Source organism: Pseudoduganella sp. GW821-FHT11H04, assembly GCF_058807935.1.
Window position 1 is genome coordinate 560,137 of record NZ_JBXARE010000003.1, and the last position, 18,927, is coordinate 579,063.

At 64.9% G+C, this 18,927-nt stretch carries 21 protein-coding genes; 15 read left to right on the plus strand and 6 right to left on the minus strand.

Features of this window, described 5'->3' with window-relative positions:
* Positions 1 to 10 precede the first annotated feature (10 nt).
* Positions 11 to 1,057, minus strand: a complete 1,047-nt coding sequence (locus AC1RTP_RS09630; RefSeq protein WP_498606912.1) for a GGDEF domain-containing protein — start codon at positions 1,055 to 1,057, stop codon at positions 11 to 13.
* Between the two features lie 298 nt (positions 1,058 to 1,355).
* Here AC1RTP_RS09630 and AC1RTP_RS09635 point away from each other — a divergent pair, with 298 nt between their 5' ends.
* Genes AC1RTP_RS09635 through AC1RTP_RS09695 form a run of 13 tightly spaced genes read left to right on the plus strand, consistent with a single transcriptional unit; the run spans position 1,356 to position 13,042 of the window.
* Positions 1,356 to 1,532, plus strand: coding sequence for a Flp family type IVb pilin (locus AC1RTP_RS09635; protein WP_498606915.1), 177 nt, complete (start codon positions 1,356 to 1,358; stop codon positions 1,530 to 1,532).
* Between the two features lie 50 nt (positions 1,533 to 1,582).
* Positions 1,583 to 2,020 (plus strand): A24 family peptidase, encoded by a 438-nt coding sequence (locus tag AC1RTP_RS09640; RefSeq protein ID WP_498606917.1) that lies wholly within the window; start codon positions 1,583 to 1,585, stop codon positions 2,018 to 2,020.
* A 34-nt stretch (positions 2,021 to 2,054) separates the two neighbouring features.
* Positions 2,055 to 3,377, plus strand: a complete 1,323-nt coding sequence (locus AC1RTP_RS09645) for a DUF8689 domain-containing protein (protein ID WP_498606920.1) — start codon at positions 2,055 to 2,057, stop codon at positions 3,375 to 3,377.
* On the plus strand, positions 3,374 to 4,207 hold the full coding sequence (gene cpaB / locus AC1RTP_RS09650) for a Flp pilus assembly protein CpaB (RefSeq protein WP_498606922.1): 834 nt from the start codon (positions 3,374 to 3,376) through the stop codon (positions 4,205 to 4,207). Before AC1RTP_RS09645 ends, cpaB begins: the two co-directional genes overlap by 4 nt.
* Positions 4,208 to 4,216: 9 nt before the next feature.
* Positions 4,217 to 5,593: a type II and III secretion system protein family protein gene (locus AC1RTP_RS09655; RefSeq protein WP_498606924.1), complete on the plus strand. Its 1,377-nt coding sequence runs from the start codon at positions 4,217 to 4,219 to the stop codon at positions 5,591 to 5,593.
* A complete protein-coding gene (locus AC1RTP_RS09660) occupies positions 5,590 to 6,993 on the plus strand; it encodes a pilus assembly protein TadG-related protein (RefSeq protein WP_498606926.1) in 1,404 nt (467 codons plus the stop codon). Before AC1RTP_RS09655 ends, AC1RTP_RS09660 begins: the two co-directional genes overlap by 4 nt.
* Entirely contained in the window at positions 6,990 to 7,427 is a 438-nt protein-coding gene (locus AC1RTP_RS09665; RefSeq protein ID WP_498606928.1) for a hypothetical protein, read from the plus strand. Before AC1RTP_RS09660 ends, AC1RTP_RS09665 begins: the two co-directional genes overlap by 4 nt.
* Complete coding sequence (locus AC1RTP_RS09670; protein ID WP_498606930.1) at positions 7,417 to 7,977, plus strand: TadE family protein; 561 nt, start codon at positions 7,417 to 7,419, stop codon at positions 7,975 to 7,977. Before AC1RTP_RS09665 ends, AC1RTP_RS09670 begins: the two co-directional genes overlap by 11 nt.
* A 24-nt stretch (positions 7,978 to 8,001) precedes the next feature.
* The gene (locus AC1RTP_RS09675; RefSeq protein WP_498606932.1) at positions 8,002 to 9,177 is read left to right on the plus strand and encodes a CpaE/TadZ family protein; all 1,176 of its coding nucleotides are present in this window, start codon (positions 8,002 to 8,004) and stop codon (positions 9,175 to 9,177) included.
* A 12-nt stretch (positions 9,178 to 9,189) separates the two neighbouring features.
* Positions 9,190 to 10,533 carry a TadA family conjugal transfer-associated ATPase gene (locus AC1RTP_RS09680; RefSeq protein WP_498606934.1) on the plus strand — a complete coding sequence of 448 codons (1,344 nt, stop codon included), beginning with the start codon at positions 9,190 to 9,192 and terminating at the stop codon, positions 10,531 to 10,533.
* Between the two features lie 11 nt (positions 10,534 to 10,544).
* Positions 10,545 to 11,522: a type II secretion system F family protein gene (locus AC1RTP_RS09685; RefSeq protein ID WP_498606936.1), complete on the plus strand. Its 978-nt coding sequence runs from the start codon at positions 10,545 to 10,547 to the stop codon at positions 11,520 to 11,522.
* Positions 11,519 to 12,457: a type II secretion system F family protein gene (locus tag AC1RTP_RS09690; protein WP_498606938.1), complete on the plus strand. Its 939-nt coding sequence runs from the start codon at positions 11,519 to 11,521 to the stop codon at positions 12,455 to 12,457. Before AC1RTP_RS09685 ends, AC1RTP_RS09690 begins: the two co-directional genes overlap by 4 nt.
* A 9-nt stretch (positions 12,458 to 12,466) precedes the next feature.
* Complete coding sequence (locus AC1RTP_RS09695; RefSeq protein ID WP_498606940.1) at positions 12,467 to 13,042, plus strand: LytR C-terminal domain-containing protein; 576 nt, start codon at positions 12,467 to 12,469, stop codon at positions 13,040 to 13,042.
* Between the two features lie 30 nt (positions 13,043 to 13,072).
* On the opposite strand, the gene AC1RTP_RS09700 is transcribed toward AC1RTP_RS09695, so the two are convergent.
* Both AC1RTP_RS09700 and AC1RTP_RS09705 read right to left on the minus strand, forming a co-directional pair.
* Positions 13,073 to 13,834 (minus strand): GIN domain-containing protein, encoded by a 762-nt coding sequence (locus AC1RTP_RS09700; protein WP_498606943.1) that lies wholly within the window; start codon positions 13,832 to 13,834, stop codon positions 13,073 to 13,075.
* Between the two features lie 28 nt (positions 13,835 to 13,862).
* A complete protein-coding gene (locus AC1RTP_RS09705; RefSeq protein WP_498606945.1) occupies positions 13,863 to 14,060 on the minus strand; it encodes a hypothetical protein in 198 nt (65 codons plus the stop codon).
* A gap of 202 nt (positions 14,061 to 14,262) precedes the next feature.
* On the opposite strand from AC1RTP_RS09705, the gene AC1RTP_RS09710 reads away from it, so the two are divergent.
* Together AC1RTP_RS09710 and AC1RTP_RS09715 are read left to right on the plus strand one after the other, a co-directional pair.
* A complete protein-coding gene (locus tag AC1RTP_RS09710) occupies positions 14,263 to 15,288 on the plus strand; it encodes a sensor histidine kinase (protein ID WP_498606947.1) in 1,026 nt (341 codons plus the stop codon).
* Positions 15,285 to 16,040: a LytR/AlgR family response regulator transcription factor gene (locus tag AC1RTP_RS09715; protein ID WP_498606949.1), complete on the plus strand. Its 756-nt coding sequence runs from the start codon at positions 15,285 to 15,287 to the stop codon at positions 16,038 to 16,040. Before AC1RTP_RS09710 ends, AC1RTP_RS09715 begins: the two co-directional genes overlap by 4 nt.
* Here AC1RTP_RS09715 and AC1RTP_RS09720 read toward each other — a convergent pair.
* Genes AC1RTP_RS09720 through AC1RTP_RS09730 form a run of 3 tightly spaced genes read right to left on the minus strand, consistent with a single transcriptional unit; the run spans position 16,037 to position 18,925 of the window.
* Positions 16,037 to 17,113, minus strand: a complete 1,077-nt coding sequence (locus AC1RTP_RS09720) for a tartrate dehydrogenase (RefSeq protein WP_498606952.1) — start codon at positions 17,111 to 17,113, stop codon at positions 16,037 to 16,039. The genes AC1RTP_RS09715 and AC1RTP_RS09720 overlap by 4 nt on opposite strands.
* Positions 17,110 to 17,802 carry a DUF2461 domain-containing protein gene (locus tag AC1RTP_RS09725; protein ID WP_498606954.1) on the minus strand — a complete coding sequence of 231 codons (693 nt, stop codon included), beginning with the start codon at positions 17,800 to 17,802 and terminating at the stop codon, positions 17,110 to 17,112. Before AC1RTP_RS09725 ends, AC1RTP_RS09720 begins: the two co-directional genes overlap by 4 nt.
* Before the next feature lies 1 nt (position 17,803).
* Complete coding sequence (locus AC1RTP_RS09730; RefSeq protein ID WP_498606958.1) at positions 17,804 to 18,925, minus strand: Do family serine endopeptidase; 1,122 nt, start codon at positions 18,923 to 18,925, stop codon at positions 17,804 to 17,806.
* Between the last annotated feature and the right edge of the window lie 2 nt (positions 18,926 to 18,927).

Sequence of the window (18,927 nt, forward strand, 5' to 3'; positions counted from 1 at the left end):
GCATCAGGCCTTAGAAGAATTCAGCGGTATCGTTGGATTCGACGGTCTGCAACTGGCCGCCGCTGACCAGCTCGTCGTAATGGCAGGCCATATTGCGGCCATGGCTCTTGGCGTAGTACAGGGCCTGGTCGGCGCGGCCGAGAATAATCACCGGCGCTTCATAGGCGCTGATGCTGACGAAGCCCACACTCACCGTGACGCGTCCCACTTGAGGGAATTCGTGCTGCTCCACATTCATGCGGAAGCGCTCGATGATCTTCTTGGCGTTCTCCAGCGTTGAGGAGCGCAGCAGCACCACGAACTCTTCGCCGCCGAAACGGAACACACGGTCCTGGGCGCGGAAGGACGATTGCAGCAGGTTGGCGATCAGGATCAGCACTTCGTCGCCGTACAGGTGGCCGAACTTGTCGTTGACTGCCTTGAAGTGGTCGACGTCGACCACGGCCAGCCATTGTTTTTCCTGTTCGTGCGGGGTGCGGCGCTCGCGGCCGTCCGGCGGCACTGACAGCATGTCATGCTCGATCGTGGCCTGCAGCATCTTGGCCAGCTGGTCGTCGAAAGTCTTGCGGTTCAGCAGGCCGGTCAGCGAGTCGCGTTCGCTGTAGTCCAGCAGGTTCTGGAAATTCCTGTACACGCTGACAATGCCACCGATGATGTGGATGGTGTCGCTGGTGTAGGGGGTTGGATTGATGATTTCCAGGCAGGTATCGGCCTTGTCGCCCATCCAAATCGGCAGCCAGAGTGTGTGCTCACCATCGGGCGACATGTAGTCAGCGCTCGATTCGTGGTGGGCCAGGCAGCGCGCTAGCGCCGGGAACAGGCTGACAGGATCGCCCGGGGTTGCCGGATCCACATACTCTTCCATGCGCGCAGGACGGCCGCGCTCGATCACGGCGCGCGGACGCACGTACAACTGGCCTCGTACATTGACGATGCTCAGCACACGTGCCTGCGTGGCGGACGCCAATTCCGCTACCGCCGAGATCACAGAGATGTCGAGCATCGTGTGATCGCGGTGGCCGGTCATGTCCACCATATGTTTCAGTAGGGAATCCATGTGAGTGTCCGATAACTAGGCGCTCAGTGGCAAAGCAAAGGGGCTTTCTTAAGGATAGCTGATCAGCATAAATCTTTTTTGTTTTCTCGGCAATTAACTTTGCGCAATTTCATGCAAAACGCGACCTCGTTGCAACAAACTCCGCGTAACACCAGTGTGACATAGAACAGGGAACTGTGAGGAAAAGTTCTGTGCGGAAAGCTTGCGTAATATCAACTTGCTCGTAGGAATGGCTCCTATAGTGAAGCCAATGATGCGCTGCACAGGCGTCAGAGTTTTCCTAGCGAAGGAGATCATCATGAATGCACTTTCCGCAGTAAGGCGTTTCATCAGGGATGAGCGGGGCGTAACGGCCATCGAGTACGGCTTGATCGCTTCCGTGATTGCAGTGGCTGTTGCTGCTGCGCTGCAACCAGTCAGGGATGCGCTGTCAGCCGTCTTCACTTCGGTGCAGACGGCACTGGGCTCAACCTAAGCGGGCAGGCCAGCAGCCCGGCGGCGGCCGGGCTGCTGGCCATTTTTCCCATGAGCGGACTCGAAGTCATCTTGCTGTGCCTGGTGTTCCAGGCGGCGGCATCGGACCTGGCCTGGCGCCGGATTCCTAACGTGCTGGTGCTGGCGGGCATGCTGCTGGCGCTGGCGCTCCACTGGCGCCTGGGCGGTGGCGGCGCCTTGCTGGCACAAGGATTGGCCGGCGCCGGTGTTGGCCTCGTGTTGTTCCTGCCGATGTATGTGTTGGGCGGCATGGCGGCAGGCGACGTCAAGCTGCTGGCGATGACGGGCAGCTTTGTCGGGCCCTGGCAGGCGCTGCAGGTTGCCTGGCTCAGTGCAATGGCTGGCGGCGTGCTGGCCCTCGCTTGCTTGCAGCTGGCGCGCTGGCGCGGCAGCAAGGCCGATGGCATGCCGTACGCGGTGGCGATTGCCGCCGGCACGATTGCAAGCGTTGCGTTGGCGCATCGCTGACATTTGCTCCGCCTCAATATCCACCTGGAAACCCATGGCTATCATCGTTTCCAACAAGGAGGTCACCATGATCGATTTTGCAGACGATGAGCAGCCGCTGTTGCCGCCTCCTCCGCGCAGCGTGCAAGACACGGGGCTGGAGCCGGCCATGCTGGCGCAGCTGGCGGGCAAGCATTTGCTGGGCGCCGGCAAATGCCATTTGTCGGTGCTGACCAGCCGCTTGCGGCTGTCGATCAATGTGCTGCGCGAAGTGCTGGACGGCCTGCAGCGCGAGCAAGTGGTGGAAGTGGCCTGGCGCGGAGATTCCGACATCGACGTGCAGTACCAGCTGACCGGTATCGGCCGCCAGCGCGCCACGGAATGGCTGGACCGCTCGCCATATATTGGTCCGGCGCCGGTGCCGCTGGATGCCTGGCGCTCCCAGTTGCAGCGCCAGGCGATGCAGCTGCCGCCGGTGCTGGCTTCCGATGTTGCGGCGGTCTTCGGCGATGATTGCCTGCCGCCGCGCATCCACGAACTGGTGGGAGCGGCCATGCATGCCGGGCGTTCGCTATGCCTGTACGGTCCGTCCGGCAGCGGCAAGAGCACATTGGCGCGTAAGCTGGGGCGCCTGCTGCAAGGCTTGGTGGCTGTGCCGTATACGGTGGCGGTGGGCCGCACCGTGATCCAGGTGTATGACGAAGCGCTGCATCTGGCGCCGCCACCGTTGCCGGGTCGCCTGTCCGGTGCGCGCGGCGGAGACTCGCGCTGGCTGCTTTGCCAGCGTCCCGTGGTGCAACTGGGTGCGGAACTCGAAAGCTCCACGCTGGACTTGCGCCACGATCCCGCCGGCGGCTGCTACCTGGCGCCGCCGCAGATCAAGGCTTGCCATGGTTTGCTGATCATTGATGACCTGGGGCGCCAGCGTTTGCCGGCCAACGCGCTGTTGAACCGCCTGACCCAATTGCTCGACACGGGCACCGACCAGCTCACGCTGCCCGGCGGCCATACCTTCAGCGTACCGTGCCAGGCCGCGCTGGCTTTCGCCACCAATATGGAACCGCACACGCTGCTCGATGGCGCGGCGCTGCGCCGCATCGGCTACAAGGTGGCGCTTGGCCCCTTGCCCGAGGCGAGCTACCGCAGCCTGCTGCGCCAGCAATGCCGGGCGCGCGGCATCGAAGCCGATGAAGGTGCGCTGGCTTACCTGGTGGGCGAACTGCATCGCGGCAGCGGCCAGCCGTTGCTGGCAAGCCTGCCGCGCGAGATCGTTGCGCGTGTCGCCGAATTCGCGGGCTTCGCCGGCACTGTGCCTAGCCTGAATCCCGCTACGCTGGACCAGGCCTGGTCCAGCATGTTCGCCGATGGTGCAGCATGAAAGGCCGGCGCAGTTTGATGATGCTGGGCCTGGCCGCCGTGCTGGGGCTTGCGGCCGTGCTTCTGGCCTCGCGCTGGCTGATGCACCGCGCGGCGCCGTCCACCGTGCGCATTGCAGTCGCTGCAGCGGATGTCGGCCTTGGCCAGCGCCTGGCGCCGGATATGCTGGCGCTGGCCGACTGGCCGGGCAGCAGCCTGCCGGCGGGCGCCCAGCGCGAACTTGCGCCCTTGTCGGGCCGTGTGCTGAAAACCAGCGTGCAGCGCGGCGAACCGGTGACTGCCACCAAGCTGGCGCCGGCCGGAACCCTTGGCGGCTTGTCGGCGCTGATCTCGGAAGGCAAGCGCGCCATTACGGTACGCGTGAATGATGTGGTGGGTGTGGCCGGCTTTGCATTGCCGGGCAACTTCGTCGACATCCTGGTCTATGCGCCGGGGCAGGGCAATCACGCCGACGAACCGGCGCTCTCGAAGATCGTGCTGGAACGTATTCTTGTGCTGGCCGTGGCGCAGGAGGTGGCGCGCGACGACACCAAGCCGCGTGTCGTGAATGCCGTCACCCTGGAAGTCACGCCCGACCAGGCCGAACGCCTGGACCTGGCGCGCAGCGTGGGCACACTATCGCTGGCGCTGCGCAACCAGGTCGACCCGCGCCCCGCCGCAACCGCAGGCGCTACGCGCCACAGTGTGCTGGGTATGCCCGCTGTAACGGACATCGCACCGCCCGCCGCGCCCCGGCTGGCGCGCGCCGTGCTACCCGCACCTCCCGCCGAACCGGCGCGCTACTGCATCGACGTCCTTAACGGCAACCGCAGCAGCAAGGAATGCCTGTGAGGAGCCGCCATGCGATCCACTTTCATCTGCCTGCCGGCCGAGCTGGCCCTGTCTGCCCTGCTGGGCTTCGCCGCCCCGGCCGCCTATAGCGACAGCCTGCGCTGCACGGGCGCTCCCGCCGTGCCGGGCAAGCTGGCGCTGGAACTGGGCAAGTCGACCCTGATGCGCCTGCCCGATGCCGTGAGCGGCCGCAGTATCGGCAACCCGCATGTGCTGCAAGCGACCCTGGTGGCATCGGACACGCTGTATCTGGTCGGCGCGGAGATCGGCAGCACCAACCTGATTGTGCAGGGCAAGAGCGGCGCCTGCAGCGTGGTGGAAGTATCGGTGGGGCTGGATGTCTCGCCGCTGCGCGCCAGCCTTGCCGAACTTCTGCCGCAGGAGAGCGGTATCAGGGTTAGCGCCGCTGCCGATGCCATTGCCCTGAGTGGCAGCGTGAGCGACGGCGCCACCCTGGCCCAGGTGCTGGACCTGGCGCAAGCCTTCGTACGCCGCGCACCGCAGCCGCTGGAGCGCAAGGATGGCGCCGCGCCGCCAGCCTCGCCGCCAGGACCGCGCCTGGTCAACCTGCTGGCGGTCAGCGCGCCGCAGCAAGTCAAGCTGGAGGTGAAGGTCGCCGAAGTCTCCAAGACTTTGCTCGACAAGCTGGAAGCCGGGCTGTCGCTGCGCCATGCCGGCGGCAGCTGGACCGCCATGGTGCTGGCCGACTTCCTGAGCGGCATCCTGGGCAGCGGGGTCTCGCTGAGTAAATCCAACGGCAGCTTTGTGCGCATCGATGCCGAGCGCCAGGATGGGCAGGTGCGCATACTCGCCGAACCGACCGTGATGGCGATGAGCGGGCAGGAGGGCAGCTTTCTCGCAGGCGGCAAGGTCATGGTGCCGGTTGCGCAGGACAATAACCGCGTCACGCTGGAAGAAAAGGAATTCGGCGTTGGATTGAAGTTCACGCCCACCGTGCTGGCGGGTGGCCGCATTAATTTGCGCGTGGCGCCCGAAGTATCGGAGCTCTCGCGCGACGGCATCGGCGTGACAAGCGGCGCCTTTAACGCGCGCGCCATCTTCCCCCTGATTACCACGCGCCGCGCCAGCACCACGGTGCAATTGCAGGATGGCCAGAGCTTCGCCATCGGTGGCCTGATCCGCAACACCACGGTCAATAATGTCAAAGGCGTGCCCTTCCTCAGCGAGATCCCTGTGCTGGGCGCGCTGTTCCGCAGCACGGATTTCCAGAACGACCGCAGCGAACTGCTGTTCGTGATCACGGCTCACCTGATCAAGCCGGAAGGAGAGGGTGCGGGCCTCGATGGCGCAGCAGCTGCGGCGGCACAGGCACGCTACCGCAAGTCCTTCAGCGAGCCGGCGCCGGATACTGGGGAGAAGAAATGATGGGGCGGCGCGAACGCGGTTCGGTGGCCATCATGGCAGCCTTCACGCTGCCTGTTGCGGTTGGCCTCTGCGGCCTGGCGCTTGAACTGTCGCTGGCCTTCCAGCGGCAGGCCCAGTTGCAGCAGTTGGCCGATGGCGTGGCGCTGAGCGCCGCCCAGCAACTCGATAGCACCGCAGGCGGGGTCGCGACCGCCTTCACCAGGGCGCAGCAGACAGCGAACAATCGTAGTATTCGCGGCGTCGGCCATGTCGTGCTGAATACGGGCGCGCTGTCCTTCGCCAGCGCAGCGGAAGGACCCTGGCTGGACTTTGGCAGCGCGTCCGCTACGCCGGCCGGCCTGCGCTATGTGCGCGCCGACATGTCCGCGTTAGGGACGGACTTCACCAACCTGCCCGCGATATTCGGCAGCATTCTGGGTACGCGCGGCGACACCACCGTGGGAGGTCGTGCGGTGGCCGGGCCAAATGGCTTGCGCGTGCTGCCCTTTGCTGTTTGCGCTGCGAGCAGCACACCGATCGCTATCCGCGACAACGGTGGCGGGGCGTTGGAGCAAGTCCATTACGGATTCCGCTTCGGCATTGGCTACAACCTGCTGGCGCTTAATCCTGCCGCCGGTGCGAGCAGCGGCGAATATTTCCTGGTCGATCCCGTCACCGCGCCAGGCGGCGCCGCGGCAGCCGCCAGCACTGACGACAGCCAGGTCGCGCCCTTCATGTGCATTGGCAAGCTCGCTTACTCCTCGCTGGCAGGCCGGCTGCATTTGCGCCGCAATAGCGCGTTCGGCCTGTGGCGGCAGCTCAATTCGCGCTTCGGCAGTTATGGCGGCAGCGATGCCTGCGACCCGTTCACGGCGCCAGCTGATACCAATGTGCGCGAATTCCGCGGCGCGCAGGCAAGCTGGATGAGCAGCTTTCCGCCGCAAGCCTCCGCCGCTTCCAGCACGCCGGCCGCCGGAAAACCCCTGATGACGATTGCCGACAATCCGCCGATCCTGCCGGCCGCGGCGCCGGCGCAATACGGCACGTTGTGGGCTTACGGGCCGGCGCGGCAGTCCGGCGGCAGCAATTTCGCCTTTAACAAATGGAGCGTGCTGTATCCGTCCTCGCCAGTGTTCAGCAATACCGGCGCCCCCTGGTCGAACAGTCCTGCGCCATACGCGGGCTTGGTCACCGCGCCCGGCGCGGACACGCCGAGCCGCAAGGAGCGGCGCTTGCTGTATGTGCCGCTGCTGTCCTGCCCCATCGCAGCGGGAACCCTTGTCGACGGCGCCGTGCTGGCGGTGGCGCGCTTCCTGTTGACGGCGCAGGCCTCGGCCAGCGAGGTGCCGGGCGAATTCGCCGGCATCCTCAGCGTCAAGGAAGCGGCGGCGCTGGCGACCGACGTGGAGCTGCTGCAATGAAGCGCCTGCGCTGCAAAGGCATTGCCGCGATAGAGGCTGCCCTGGTCATGTTTACCGCCACATCGCTGCTGGTGATCTTTGTCCATTGCGGACGCATGGCGCTGAACTGCGCAGCGCTGGACCGTGCTTCCAGCAGCGCGGCGCGCTATCTGGCTGCGGTCCCGCTCGAAGTCCTGCGCGACGCCGCACAGCGCGCACTGGCGCTGGCGGCGGCACAAAAGATAGTGGAGGAGACCCTGTGCGCTGCCAGCGTCGACGTGAGCGAGCTGCAGGTCGATTATCTGTGCGATCCGGCGACCTGCACCTTGCTGGGGCCCGCCAGCACGCCGTCCAGGGTGGGAGTGATGGTGATGGTCCAGTTCCATGATCCACTCTACCTCGATGGGCAGGCGACCCAGTTGTCATCCTATGCGGAGGTTGGCCGTGACAACTAAAGCCAGCATCCAGTGCGGCATGGCAAGCGTCGAATTCGGCCTCGTTTGCCTTCTGGTGATTCCCTTCCTGTTCGCGACGATGGAGTACGGCCACCTGCTGTTCCTCTGGAACGCGCTGCCCGAAGTGACGAGGCGTGCGGCGCGTGCGGCGGCGATCACGGATTTCACCAATGCCGGCGCCATGCAGGCTTTGCGCCGGTCTGCTTTGTTCCGCAGCGACGACAGCCCCCTGCCCCTGGCGCCGAATGTGGGCGGCGCCAACCTGGTCGTCGAATACCTGTGGCAGGACGCCAATGGCAACCTGGCGCCCTTACCGCTGCTGCCGGCCTGCCCGGTGGCCAACCGCATCAACTGCGCGCGCGACCAGCACAGCTCCAGCTGCATCAGTTTCGTGCGCGTGCGCCTGTGCGGGGCCGGCGCCGCTTGCCCGCAACTGGAATACCAGCCGCTGCTGCCTATGGTGCCGGTGCCGGCCCACATGCCGCCGGCCAGCACCCTGGTCCCGGCCGAATCGTTGGGTTACGCGCCGGGCCAGCCGCCTTGCCCTTGAATCAAGTATCCAGAAGGAGGTTCCATGAAAGCGCTGTTGATCAGCAATGACGAGCGGTTGCAGGCGGAGCTGGCGGCTCAGGGATCGGCGCGCCTGCCGGCGCTGCAGCTGGTTGCCGCGCGGCGCGATCTGCGCGACGCGGTCGAACGCCTGCTGCCGCAGCCTCCGGAACTGGTGCTGTTCGATGCCAGCGAAGTGGAGCCGTCCCAGGCCCAATTGCTTGAGCCGTTGGCGCGGCACTATCCCGATGCGTCCTTTATCCTGATGACGCGGGCGCCGCAGCACGAATTGCTGATCCGGGCCATGCGGGTTGGCATGCGCGAAGTCCTGCAGCTTCCACTGGTCCATCGCGCTTTGCACGAGGCGCTGGACCGCATCGAGATCGAGCGCGGCGTAACGGCGGTGCGCGAGGGCAAGGCGCTGGCTTTTATCTCCTGCAAAGGAGGCAGCGGCGCTACCTTCCTCGCCACCAATTTCGGCTACGCGCTGGCTGCGCTGGCCGGGCGCAAGGTGCTGCTGCTGGACCTGCACGGCCAGTTCGGCGACGCCACGCTTTATGTGTCCGACCAGAAGCCGGCCATGACGCTGTCCGATATCTGCAGCCAGATCGGCCGCCTGGACGCGGCATTCCTGGAATCCTGCCTGGTGCACGTTGCGCCCGGCTACGGCGTACTGGGCGCGGCCGACGATCCAACCATGGCCACGCAAATGAAGCCTGACCATATCGACGCCATCCTGCACGTCGCGCGCCACCACTACGACTACATTCTGCTGGACGTCGGCCGCCAGATCGATGCGCTGTCGCTGCGCGCATTGGACCAGGCCGACGCCATCTACCCGGTGCTGCAACTGGCCTTGCCCGATATCCGCGACGGCCGCCGCCTGCTCGACATCTTCCGCTCCCTCGGCTATCCGGGCGGGCGCACCCGCCTGATCGTCAATCGCTACGAGAAGGGGGGCAAGCTGCGGCTGGCCGACCTCGAGCAGGCGCTGGGCGCCGAAGTGCTGCACACGGTGCCCAACGATTACCTGTCCGCCACGGACTCGGTCAACCAGGGCATCCCGCTGCTGCAATTGGCGCGCCATAGCCCGGTGGCGCGCAGCCTGGCGGAGCTGGTGGAAGCGGTGACCGAACGCCGCCTGCCTGAGAGCAAGGGCCTGTTCGACCGCCTGTTCGGCCGCGCGGAAACAGAGCATTGAAAGGAGCCTGACATGAGTTTGCGAGAACGCCTGGCCTTGGGCGAGGATGCGCACCAGGCCCCGAGCGCGCCGGCGATGGCCGATGGCGCTTACCAGGAGCTGAAGAAATCCATGCACCAGATGATTTTGGAGCGCATCGATCTGGAGCGCCTGAAGCGCCTGACCCCGGAGCAGTTCAAGCACGAACTGGCATTGCTGGTGGCGCGCATTGTCGACGACGAACGCATCGTGCTGAACCAGGGGGAGCGCCATAAGCTGGTGCTCGATATCCAGAACGAGATGCTGGGCTTCGGCCCGCTGGAGCCGCTGCTGGCCGATCCTGGCGTTTCCGACATCCTGGTCAATACCCACGCCCAGGTCTACGTCGAACGAACCGGCCGGCTGGAGCTGACCGGCATCACCTTCCACGACAACACGCATTTGATGAAGATCATCGAGAAGATCGTCTCGCGCGTGGGGCGGCGCGTCGATGAGTCGAGCCCGATGGTGGACGCCAGGCTGCCGGATGGTTCGCGCGTCAACGCCATCATTCCGCCTCTGGCGGTGGATGGTCCGATCCTGTCGATCCGCCGCTTCTCGTCGCAGCCGCTGTCGATGGAGCGGCTGCTCGAATTCAAAAGCATGACGCCGCCGATGGCGGAAGTACTCAAGGCGCTGGGCCAGGCGCGCTTGAACGTGCTGATTTCCGGCGGCACGGGCAGCGGCAAAACCACGCTGCTGAATGTGCTGTCCGGCTTCATTCCCGCCACCGAGCGCATCGTCACCATTGAAGACGCGGCGGAACTGCAGCTGCGCCAGCCCCACATCGTGCGCCTGGAAACGCGCCTGCCCAACGTCGAAGGCAAGGGCGAGGTGACCCAACGGGCCCTGGTGCGCAATGCGCTGCGTATGCGGCCCGACCGCATCATCCTGGGCGAGGTGCGCGGCGCCGAAGCAATCGACATGCTGCAGGCCATGAACACCGGCCACGAAGGTTCGTTCGCCACCATCCACGCCAACTCGCCGCGCGATGCCTTGTCGCGGCTGGAAAGCATGGTCGGCATGGCCGGCGCCAACCTGACGCCGCGCACCGCGCGCCAGCAGATCTGCTCCGCGATCACGGTGGTGATGCAGTTGTCGCGCCTGAGCGACGGCGCGCGCAAGCTGGTCAGCCTGCAGGAGGTGACCGGAATGGAGGGCGACACGGTCGCCATGCACGAGATTTTCCATTTCGAGCAAACCGGGGTGGATGCGAACGGCAAGGTGCAGGGGCATTACTACGCCACCGGCGTTCGTCCGCGCTTTGCGGACCGCCTGCGCATGTTCGGCGTGCCGGTGCCGGACAGCCTGTTCGATCCGGGTAGGGTGTACGAATAAGGGAGGCTGCGATGGACTTTGCCTGGACTGGTTTTTCCGTCTTGCTGTTTGCTGCCGTCATCTGCCTGTGCGAGGGCGCCTGGCTGTGGTGGAGCAATAGCCATGGCAACGGCGCGCGGCGCGTGGCCCGGCGCTTGCGGCTGATGTCGGGCCGCACCGACAGCGCGGGCGGCGGCATCAGCATTCTCAAGGAGCGGCGCTATGCCACCGCGCCGGGGCTTGATGCTCTGTTGCGGCGCCTGCCGCAGGCGGTGGCGTTGGACCGCCTGCTATTGCAGTCCGGCCTGCGCTGGCAGGTGGAGCGCTTCCTGCTCCTGCAGGGCGCCGCCGTACTGGCTGCGCTGCTGCTGCCTTGGGCATTGCACTTACCGGCGCTGCCTGCGGCAATCGCCGCGGCCTTATGCCTGGCCGCGCCGTTCGGCGCGCTGCTGCGGGCACGTGCGGCGCGGGTGCGCCGCATCGAGGCGCAGTTGCCCGAGATGGCGGATTTCCTGGCGCGTGCGCTGCGCGCCGGCCATTCCTTCGCGAACGTGATGCAGATGGCGGGCGACGAGGTGGCCGATCCGCTCGGCGGTGAATTCCGCGCCACCTACGAGGAGGTGAACTTCGGCGTCACCATGCAAGATGCGCTGCACAACCTGGCGGCGCGCGTGCCCCTGACCGACTTGCGCTACCTGGTGATCGCGGTGCTAATCCAGCGCGAGTCGGGCGGCAACCTGGCCGAATTGCTGGACAACGTATCGCGCATGACGCGCGCCCGCTTGCAGTTGCTGGCCCAGGTGCGGGTGTCGTCGGCGGAAGGGCGCATGTCGGCCTGGGTGCTGACGCTGATGCCGATTGGCCTGATGGCGGCCATGCAGTTGACCAATCCCAGATACACCGGGGTGCTGTGGCATGACCCTAACGGCCAACGCTTGCTATGGTATGCCGCTTGCGCGGTGGTGGCGGGAATGCTGTGGATGCGCAGGATCGTCAGGGTGCGGGTATGAATCCCATCGACATCGCGATCCTGCTGCTGGTGTTTGCCGTGGTGGCGGGGCTGGCCTGGTGGGCGATGCTGGCCCTTTCCAGCGGGCCGCTGCGGGAGCGCCTGAAATCCTTCACTGGTGGCGCAGATGAAGAACCGACGCCGGGTCCGGGCGAGTGGATCGAGAAGGTGGCACGGGTGGCCGAGCCGTTCAGCCGCCTTTCGCTGCCAGAGCAGGGCTGGCAGCAGTCGGCGTTGCGCACCCGTTTCATGCATGCGGGCTGGCGCAATGCAGCGGCGCCCAAGCTGTACTTCGCGGCCAAGACCTTGCTGGCACTGGCGACGCCTGCCATTGTGGCGATGCTCGTCGCAGCCAACGGTGGCCGGAGTGGCAACCTGTCGCTGCTGCTATGCGCCAGCGCCGCTATCGGCTACTACCTGCCCAATGGCGCCCTGGCGCGCCGCGCCGAACGGCGCCAGCGCGACATCTTCGAGAGCTTGCCCGATGCGCTGGACTTGCTGACGATTTGCGTCGAGGCTGGACTGAGCATGGAGCGCTCGCTGGCCAAGGTGGCGGGCGAGATTCACATCAAGAGCCTGTGCCTTGCGCAGGAGTTGCAACTGGTGCTGATGGAGATGCGTGCCGGCTTTACCAAGGAGCGTGCACTGCGCAACTTCGCGCTGCGTACCGGGGTGGAGGATGTCGATGCACTGGTGGCCATGCTGGTGCAGGCGGAACGCTTCGGCACCAGCATGGGCGAGTCGCTGCGAGTGCATGCGGATAACTTGCGCCGCAAGCGTGCGGTGGTGGCGCAGGAGGCCGCAGCCAAGGTCGCGCTCAAATTGCTGTTTCCCTTGATATTTTGCATTTTCCCGGCGCTGATGATTGTGCTGCTGGGGCCTGCGTCAATCCAGATGAAGACTGTGCTGCTGCCTGCCGTGCAGGCTACGCGTTAGGAGGCTGATATGCGCAAGACCGTAATTGCAGTTTGTGCGGGGATACTGGCGGCGTGCAGCATGCCGGTAATGCCGACGGCGCCCGCCGTGCGGCCAGCTTCGAGCGTCGCACCGCCCGCGCCTGCGGCGTTGGCTGGCGAGGGGCGTTATGCGGAGGCGATTGCGCTGTTGGAGGGGCGTGTGCAGCGCGCCCCTGGCGCGGCCTTGCTGGGCGATCTTGGCTACGCCTACTACCTTGGCGGACGCCTGGAGCAAGCGCAGGCTGCGCTGGAGCGCGCGTGTCTGCTGGAGCCTTCCAGCCCGGTCGCGTGGGAGCGCCCGGCGGCGCGGGCGGAGGCTGGTGCCGCGCCGCTCCGGCTTGAGGTCAGCAACGGCAACGGCGTCCGTGGCATGGCTGCGGCCGTGGCGCAGCGTTTGCGGTCGGAGGGGATGCAGGTGGCCCGCCTGAGCAACACGATCCCGTTCAACGTCGAGCGGACGCGGGTCGAAGTGCGCACCAGCGGTGAGCCGCAATTGCGCATCGTGCTTGGCAGGGACGCGGGAATAAAAAAGCCGCCCGCGACTGGCGGGCGGCAAGCACCGTGAAGCAACTCACGAGTTGGTGGGAAATCTAGCTCAGTTCCAGGACACGCTGCCCAGGCCGCGCGCGGTGGACTGGCGGGTGGCCGGCTTGCCGTACACCGTTGCCGAACCCATGCCGGAGAGGCGCAGGTTGGCGGAAGTCTTTGCGTTGAAGGTGGCGCTGCCAAGGCCGGTCATGTCGGCGTCCACGTTTTCGCTTTGCAGCTGCTTCGCATCCAGGCTGCCGATGCCGCCCAGCTTTGCGAACAATTGCTTGCTCTGGCCGGAGATCGAAATCTCGCCAGCGCCTTTCAGGTTCAGGTCCACCACGTCGGCCTTGGTATCGCTGACGGTCATATGGCCGACGCCGGACAGGCGTACATCGACTTTCTTGAAGCGCGAGGCCACGTTCATTGCACCTGCACCGTCCAGGGAGAGGCGAACTTCATCGCCGTCGAATCCCTTCACGTCAGCCGAGCCCACGCCGGCGGAAACCAGTTCGCGCAATTGAGGCAGCGTCAGTTCCGCCATCAGTTTCGGGCTGCTGAAGTGGATGCCATTTATTTTCTCGGTGCCGATGCGGATCGTGTCGCCGTTCTGGGTCACCGTAATTTTTTGCAGGTAGCGCTTGTCGCCGGAGAGCACCAGTGCCGGTGCGCCTTGCTTCAGCTTCAGGTCTACCACGCCATCCAGGACTACTTTCACGGTACGGCCGTCAACAGTGCGCGCTTCGGTGATGATTTCGTCAGCTTGGGCTGCGCCGCCGGCGGCGAGCATTACTGCGGTCATCATCGTGGCGGTGAAAATCTTTTTCATGTCGAGGCTCCGTGAGGGTCTTATTAAATTACAGGGCAGCTTTTTCAGCAGCGCTCAGGCGCTTGGCGGTTACGGTCACCACTGGCATTGCTTTGGCGTCGGCCTTGGCGATGACGGCTGCCGGTGCGCTATGTTTCAGCGGGGTGGCGGCGGTGGCGAAGCCGGTTGCGCTGATCACTGCTACTGCTGCGAGGAAGATGTATTCCATGTTTTTGGCGATGTTCATTTTGCTCTCCGTTCGGTTGGGTTAAGTTCATTTCGCGTTTCGTTGATTGAACTATAGATATGTGCGGCGTCCAGTACTACCGGTGTGCGACGAAATGCAGAAATGGCGACTTGAAATGCATTAAAGCCGGTGTGACGAAGTTGCCAGCCCGTGTGACGGGGGGCATCGCGCCCCCGGGCCGGGGGTTATATACTCTCCAGCCATGAGAACCTTGCATTTCCTACGTGTCCTGGGCGTGTCCATCCTTGCCTGGGGCTTTATTTGCCTGATTGGCGCCGGATCCTCCTATGGGGCGCTGCTGCAGCGGGGCGCCCATCCAGTGTATTGGGAGCTGCTGGGCGAATGGGTCGGCGCCCACACCCTGATGGTGCTGTTTAGCGCCGTGCTGTTCATCGCACTGGAGTGCTGGCCGCAGTCGCTCGCCAGCCCGCGCGGGATAGTGCGCACTTACCTGCTGGTGCTGGTCTTTTTCCTGCCCCTGGAATGCGGCTTCGTCTCGCTGCAGCAGGAGCGGAGCTGGTTCGCTGTCTTCCTCGAGCTGACCTGGACAACCTTTACCTTCGTGACGGTGGCCGGGACCCGCATCTGGCAAATGCAACGGGCGCGCGAAACCGACAACCTGTCGCTGCGCCTGGAGCTCGAGCAGCAGCGCCTGGCGGCCCTGCGCGGCCAGTTGGAGCCGCATTTCCTGTTCAATGCACTGAATGCCGTCAGCGCCCTGGTACGCATGGACGACAAAGGCGCCACCCTGAGCGCCATCAGCCGTCTGAGCGGCCTGCTGCGCTACGCCCAGTCGGCCAGCTCGCGCGACTGGGTCACGCTGGCGGAGGAGCTGCAATTCGTGCGCGACTACCTCGCCTTGCAGTCCATGCGTTACGGCGAGCGCTTGAATGTGACCATTGAGGGCGACAGCGGCGCCGTGCTTGCGGCTGATTGCCCGCCCCTGCTGCTGCAACCGCTGGTGGAAAACGCCTTGCGCCACGACCTCGATTGCCACGACGGCGCCGGCGATATCCAGATGCGCTTCGCAGAGCAGGGCGGCATGCTGCATATCCACGTCAGTAATTCTGTGCGCGAGGTGCCGCCCAATCCCGGCATGGGCATGGGCTTGCGCCATATCGAGGCGCGCCTGCGCATGGCTTGCGGTAACGGAGCCGAGCTGCGTACAGCACGCGCCGATGGCCGTTTCGTCGCCGAAATCAATATGCCGATGTACTTTGCCGCATGAAGATCCGCGCCCTGATCGTCGATGACGAGGAGCCTGGCCGCATCAACCTGCGCTACGGCCTGGCGCCGCACGCCGAGTGGCAACTGGTGGGCGAGTGCGCCAACACCGCAGCAGCGCGCGCCATGCTGGACGCGCAGGAGGTCGACGTTATCTTCCTCGATATCCAGATGCCGCAGGAAACCGGCCTGGCGTTCGCGCGCGAATTGGCCCAGCGCGAAGAGCCGCCCCTGGTCATCTTCGCCACTGCCTACAACGAGCACGCTATTGAAGCCTTTGAAGTGTTCGCACTGGATTACCTGCTCAAGCCTTTCGATGACCAGCGCCTGGCGCAGGCGCTGGGCCGGGCTGCCTCCATGCTGGAGCAACGCCAGCGCGCCGCTTACGCCCGCGCCATGCGCGCCTTCGCGGCGCCGGAGCAAACCTGGCTGCAACAGCTCAATGTGCGCTCGGTGGGCCGCATCGAGTGCGTGCAGGTGGAGGAGGTTTTGTGGATCGAGGCCGCAGGCAATTACGTCGAGCTGCGCCTGGCGCAGCGCCGCGTTCTGCACCGGGTGCCGCTGGCGAAGCTGGAGCAGCACCTGGACCCGTCAAGCTTCCTGCGCGTGCACCGGCGCGCGCTGGTGCGCAGGAGCGAGGTCGCTTCGCTGGAGCGCGATACGGAAGGAACAGGCCAGCTGCTGCTGCGCTGCGGCGACCGCGTGCCGGTCAGTGAGCGGCATTTGGCGGCGGTGAAGGCTTTGCTGGGCGCTTAAATCAGGGCCGCGATGGCCGTTCCCATCTCGGTGGTGGAAGCCGCGCCGCCCATGTCCGGCGTGCGCGGACCTTGCACCAGGACAGCTTCGATGGCGCGCATGATGGCGTCCTGCGCCTGGGTATACTTCGCGTCGCCGTTGCCGAGGAAGTCAAGCATCATCGCGCCTGACCAGATCATGGCGACCGGGTTGGCGATGTTCTTGCCGTAGATATCCGGCGCCGAACCATGCACCGGCTCGAACAAGGAAGGCAGGGTGCGTTCCGGGTTCAGGTTGGCCGATGGCGCGATGCCGATGGTGCCGGCGCAGGCCGGGCCAAGGTCGCTCAGGATATCGCCGAACAGGTTGGACGCCACCACCACGTCAAAGCGCTCCGGGCTCAGGACGAAGCGCGCTGCCAGGATGTCCACGTGGTATTGGTCCCAGCGTACATCGGGATAAGAGGCAGACATCGCCTTCACCCGCTCATCCCAATACGGCATGCTGATCGCGATGCCGTTCGACTTGGTGGCCGAGGTCAGGTGCTTCTTGGGCCGCGACTGCGCCAGCTCGAAAGCGAACTGCAAGATGCGGTCCACGCCCTTGCGCGTGAATACAGCTTCCTGCAGCACGGTTTCGCGCTCGGTGTTTTCGAACAGGCGGCCGCCGACAGCGGAATATTCGCCCTCGGTGTTCTCGCGCACCACGTAGAAGTCGATATCGCCGGGCTTTTTCCCAGCCAGCGGGCAAGGCACGCCCGGCATCAGGCGCACCGGTCGCAGGTTCACATACTGGTCGAACTCCCGCCGGAACTTGATCAGCGAGCCCCACAGGGAGATATGGTCGGGCACCGCATCGGGCCAGCCGACTGCGCCGAAGTAGATGGCATCAAAGCCTTTCAGCTGGTCGAACCAGTCATGCGGCATCATCTGGCCGTGCTGCACGTAATAATCGCAGTTGGCCCATTCGAAGGTCGTGAATTCCAGGCCCAGCCCAAAGCGGGCTGCGGCTGCGTGCAGGACACGCAAGCCTTCCGGCATTACTTCCTTGCCGATGCCGTCGCCGGCGATGACCGCGATGCGGTGGGTGTTCATGCGGCCTCCGCTTCCTCGACCGGGGCCGAGCGCATCCACTGCACCAGCGGCCAGGCATCCTTGAAGGCGCCGGCGATCATGCCCAGCAGCTCGTCCGGCTTATTCAGCGGCAGCTTCACTTCCTGGTAGACGAAGAAGCTTTTCAGCTTGATGAACTCAATGTGCTCGTGCTCCGGATCGAAGCCCTTTGGCGGGCGCTGCAGCTTGTGTTCTTCGGTGATCGTGCCGTAACGCGCCTTCAAGGCCTTGTTGTTCAGGGCTTTCTTGAAACCGGCGGCGTCGTTGACCATGTGCTTGCGCAGGGCCTTCAGGCGGTGCGGCGGCGGGATATATTCGCCGGCGCCGATGCCCAGCACGCCGTCAGGGCTGATCTGGAAATACCAGGTCGGGCCGCCGGCCATGCTTGGGCGGCGCATATCGTTGGGCGCAATTGCGGCCGAGAAATGGGTCTTGTAGGGGCTCTTGTCGTGGGCAAAGCGCACGTCGCGGTTGATGCGGAACATGGCCTTCTTCGGGTTGCAGAACTTGACCTGGGCGTCGAACTTGCCCAGCTCCGCGATCACCTGGGTCACCAGCTCCAGGAATTCCTCGCGCAGGATGTCGTAGCGCGGCTTGTTCATGACGAACCAAGGGCGGTTGTTGTTATCGGTCAGTTCCGTCAGGTAGCGGGTAAGGTCGCGCAGGTGCATATTATTTTTTGACTGGGGGGCGTTTGCCCACGGTGAGTTGGAGTTCGCTCTCGCGGCTCTTGCGCAGGATGCGCAGGGTCGACTGGCCGCCTGGCGACAGCTGGGCGATCAGGTTCAGCATTTCATTGGTGTCCTTGACCGGCTTGCCGTCCACCGACAGCAGGATGTCGCCGGGCTTCATTCCCGCCTTGTCGGCCGGGCCGTTGCGCACCACGCCGGCGATGATGGCGCCGGTGTCGCGCTGCAGGCCAAAGCTGTGCGCCATCTCCGGCGTGATTTCCTGCGATTCGACGCCGATCCAGCCGCGCACCACATGGCCATCCTTGATGATGGCCTCCAGCACCGAGCGCGCCGTGCTGACCGGGATCGCAAAGCCGATGCCGACCGAACCGCCGGTCTGCGAGTAGATCGCCGAATTAATCCCGAGCAGGTTGCCCTGGCTGTCGATCAGGGCGCCGCCCGAATTGCCGAAGTTGATCGCGGCATCGGTCTGGATGAAGTTTTCGAAGTGGTTGATGTGCAGGTTGTTGCGGCCCAGGGCGGAAATAATGCCCATGGTGACCGTCTGGCCTACGCCGAACGGGTTGCCGATGGCCAGCACCACGTCGCCCACCTTGGCCTGCTCCACCTGGCCCAGGGCCACCACCGGCAGCTTGTCCAGCTCAATGCGCACCACGGCCAGGTCGGTTTCCGGATCGGTGCCGACCAGCTTGCCGGCGGCCTTGCGGCCGTCAGGCAGCACCACCTGGATTTCGTCGGCGCCTTCCACGACGTGGTAATTGGTCAGGATGTAGCCCTGCGGGCTGACGATTACGCCCGAGCCCAGGCTGTTCTGGTCATCTTCCTCGTCACGGTCGCCGAAGAAACGCTTGAAGAATGGGTCTTTTGACAGCGGATGGCGCTTGCGCACCGCCTTGGAGGTGAGGATATTGACCACGGCCGGCATGGCGCGGCCGGCGGCATTGCGGTAAGAGCCTGGGGCGGCTGGGGTGACCGCCGCGATGGCAGAAGGCGCAGCGGGGACGCCGTTCAGAGGCGCCGGCCGCTGCACGGCCGCATAAACAAAATACAGTGCCAGTGCGATGGTCACCGTTTGTGCAAACAATAACCAGAGTCTTCGCATGG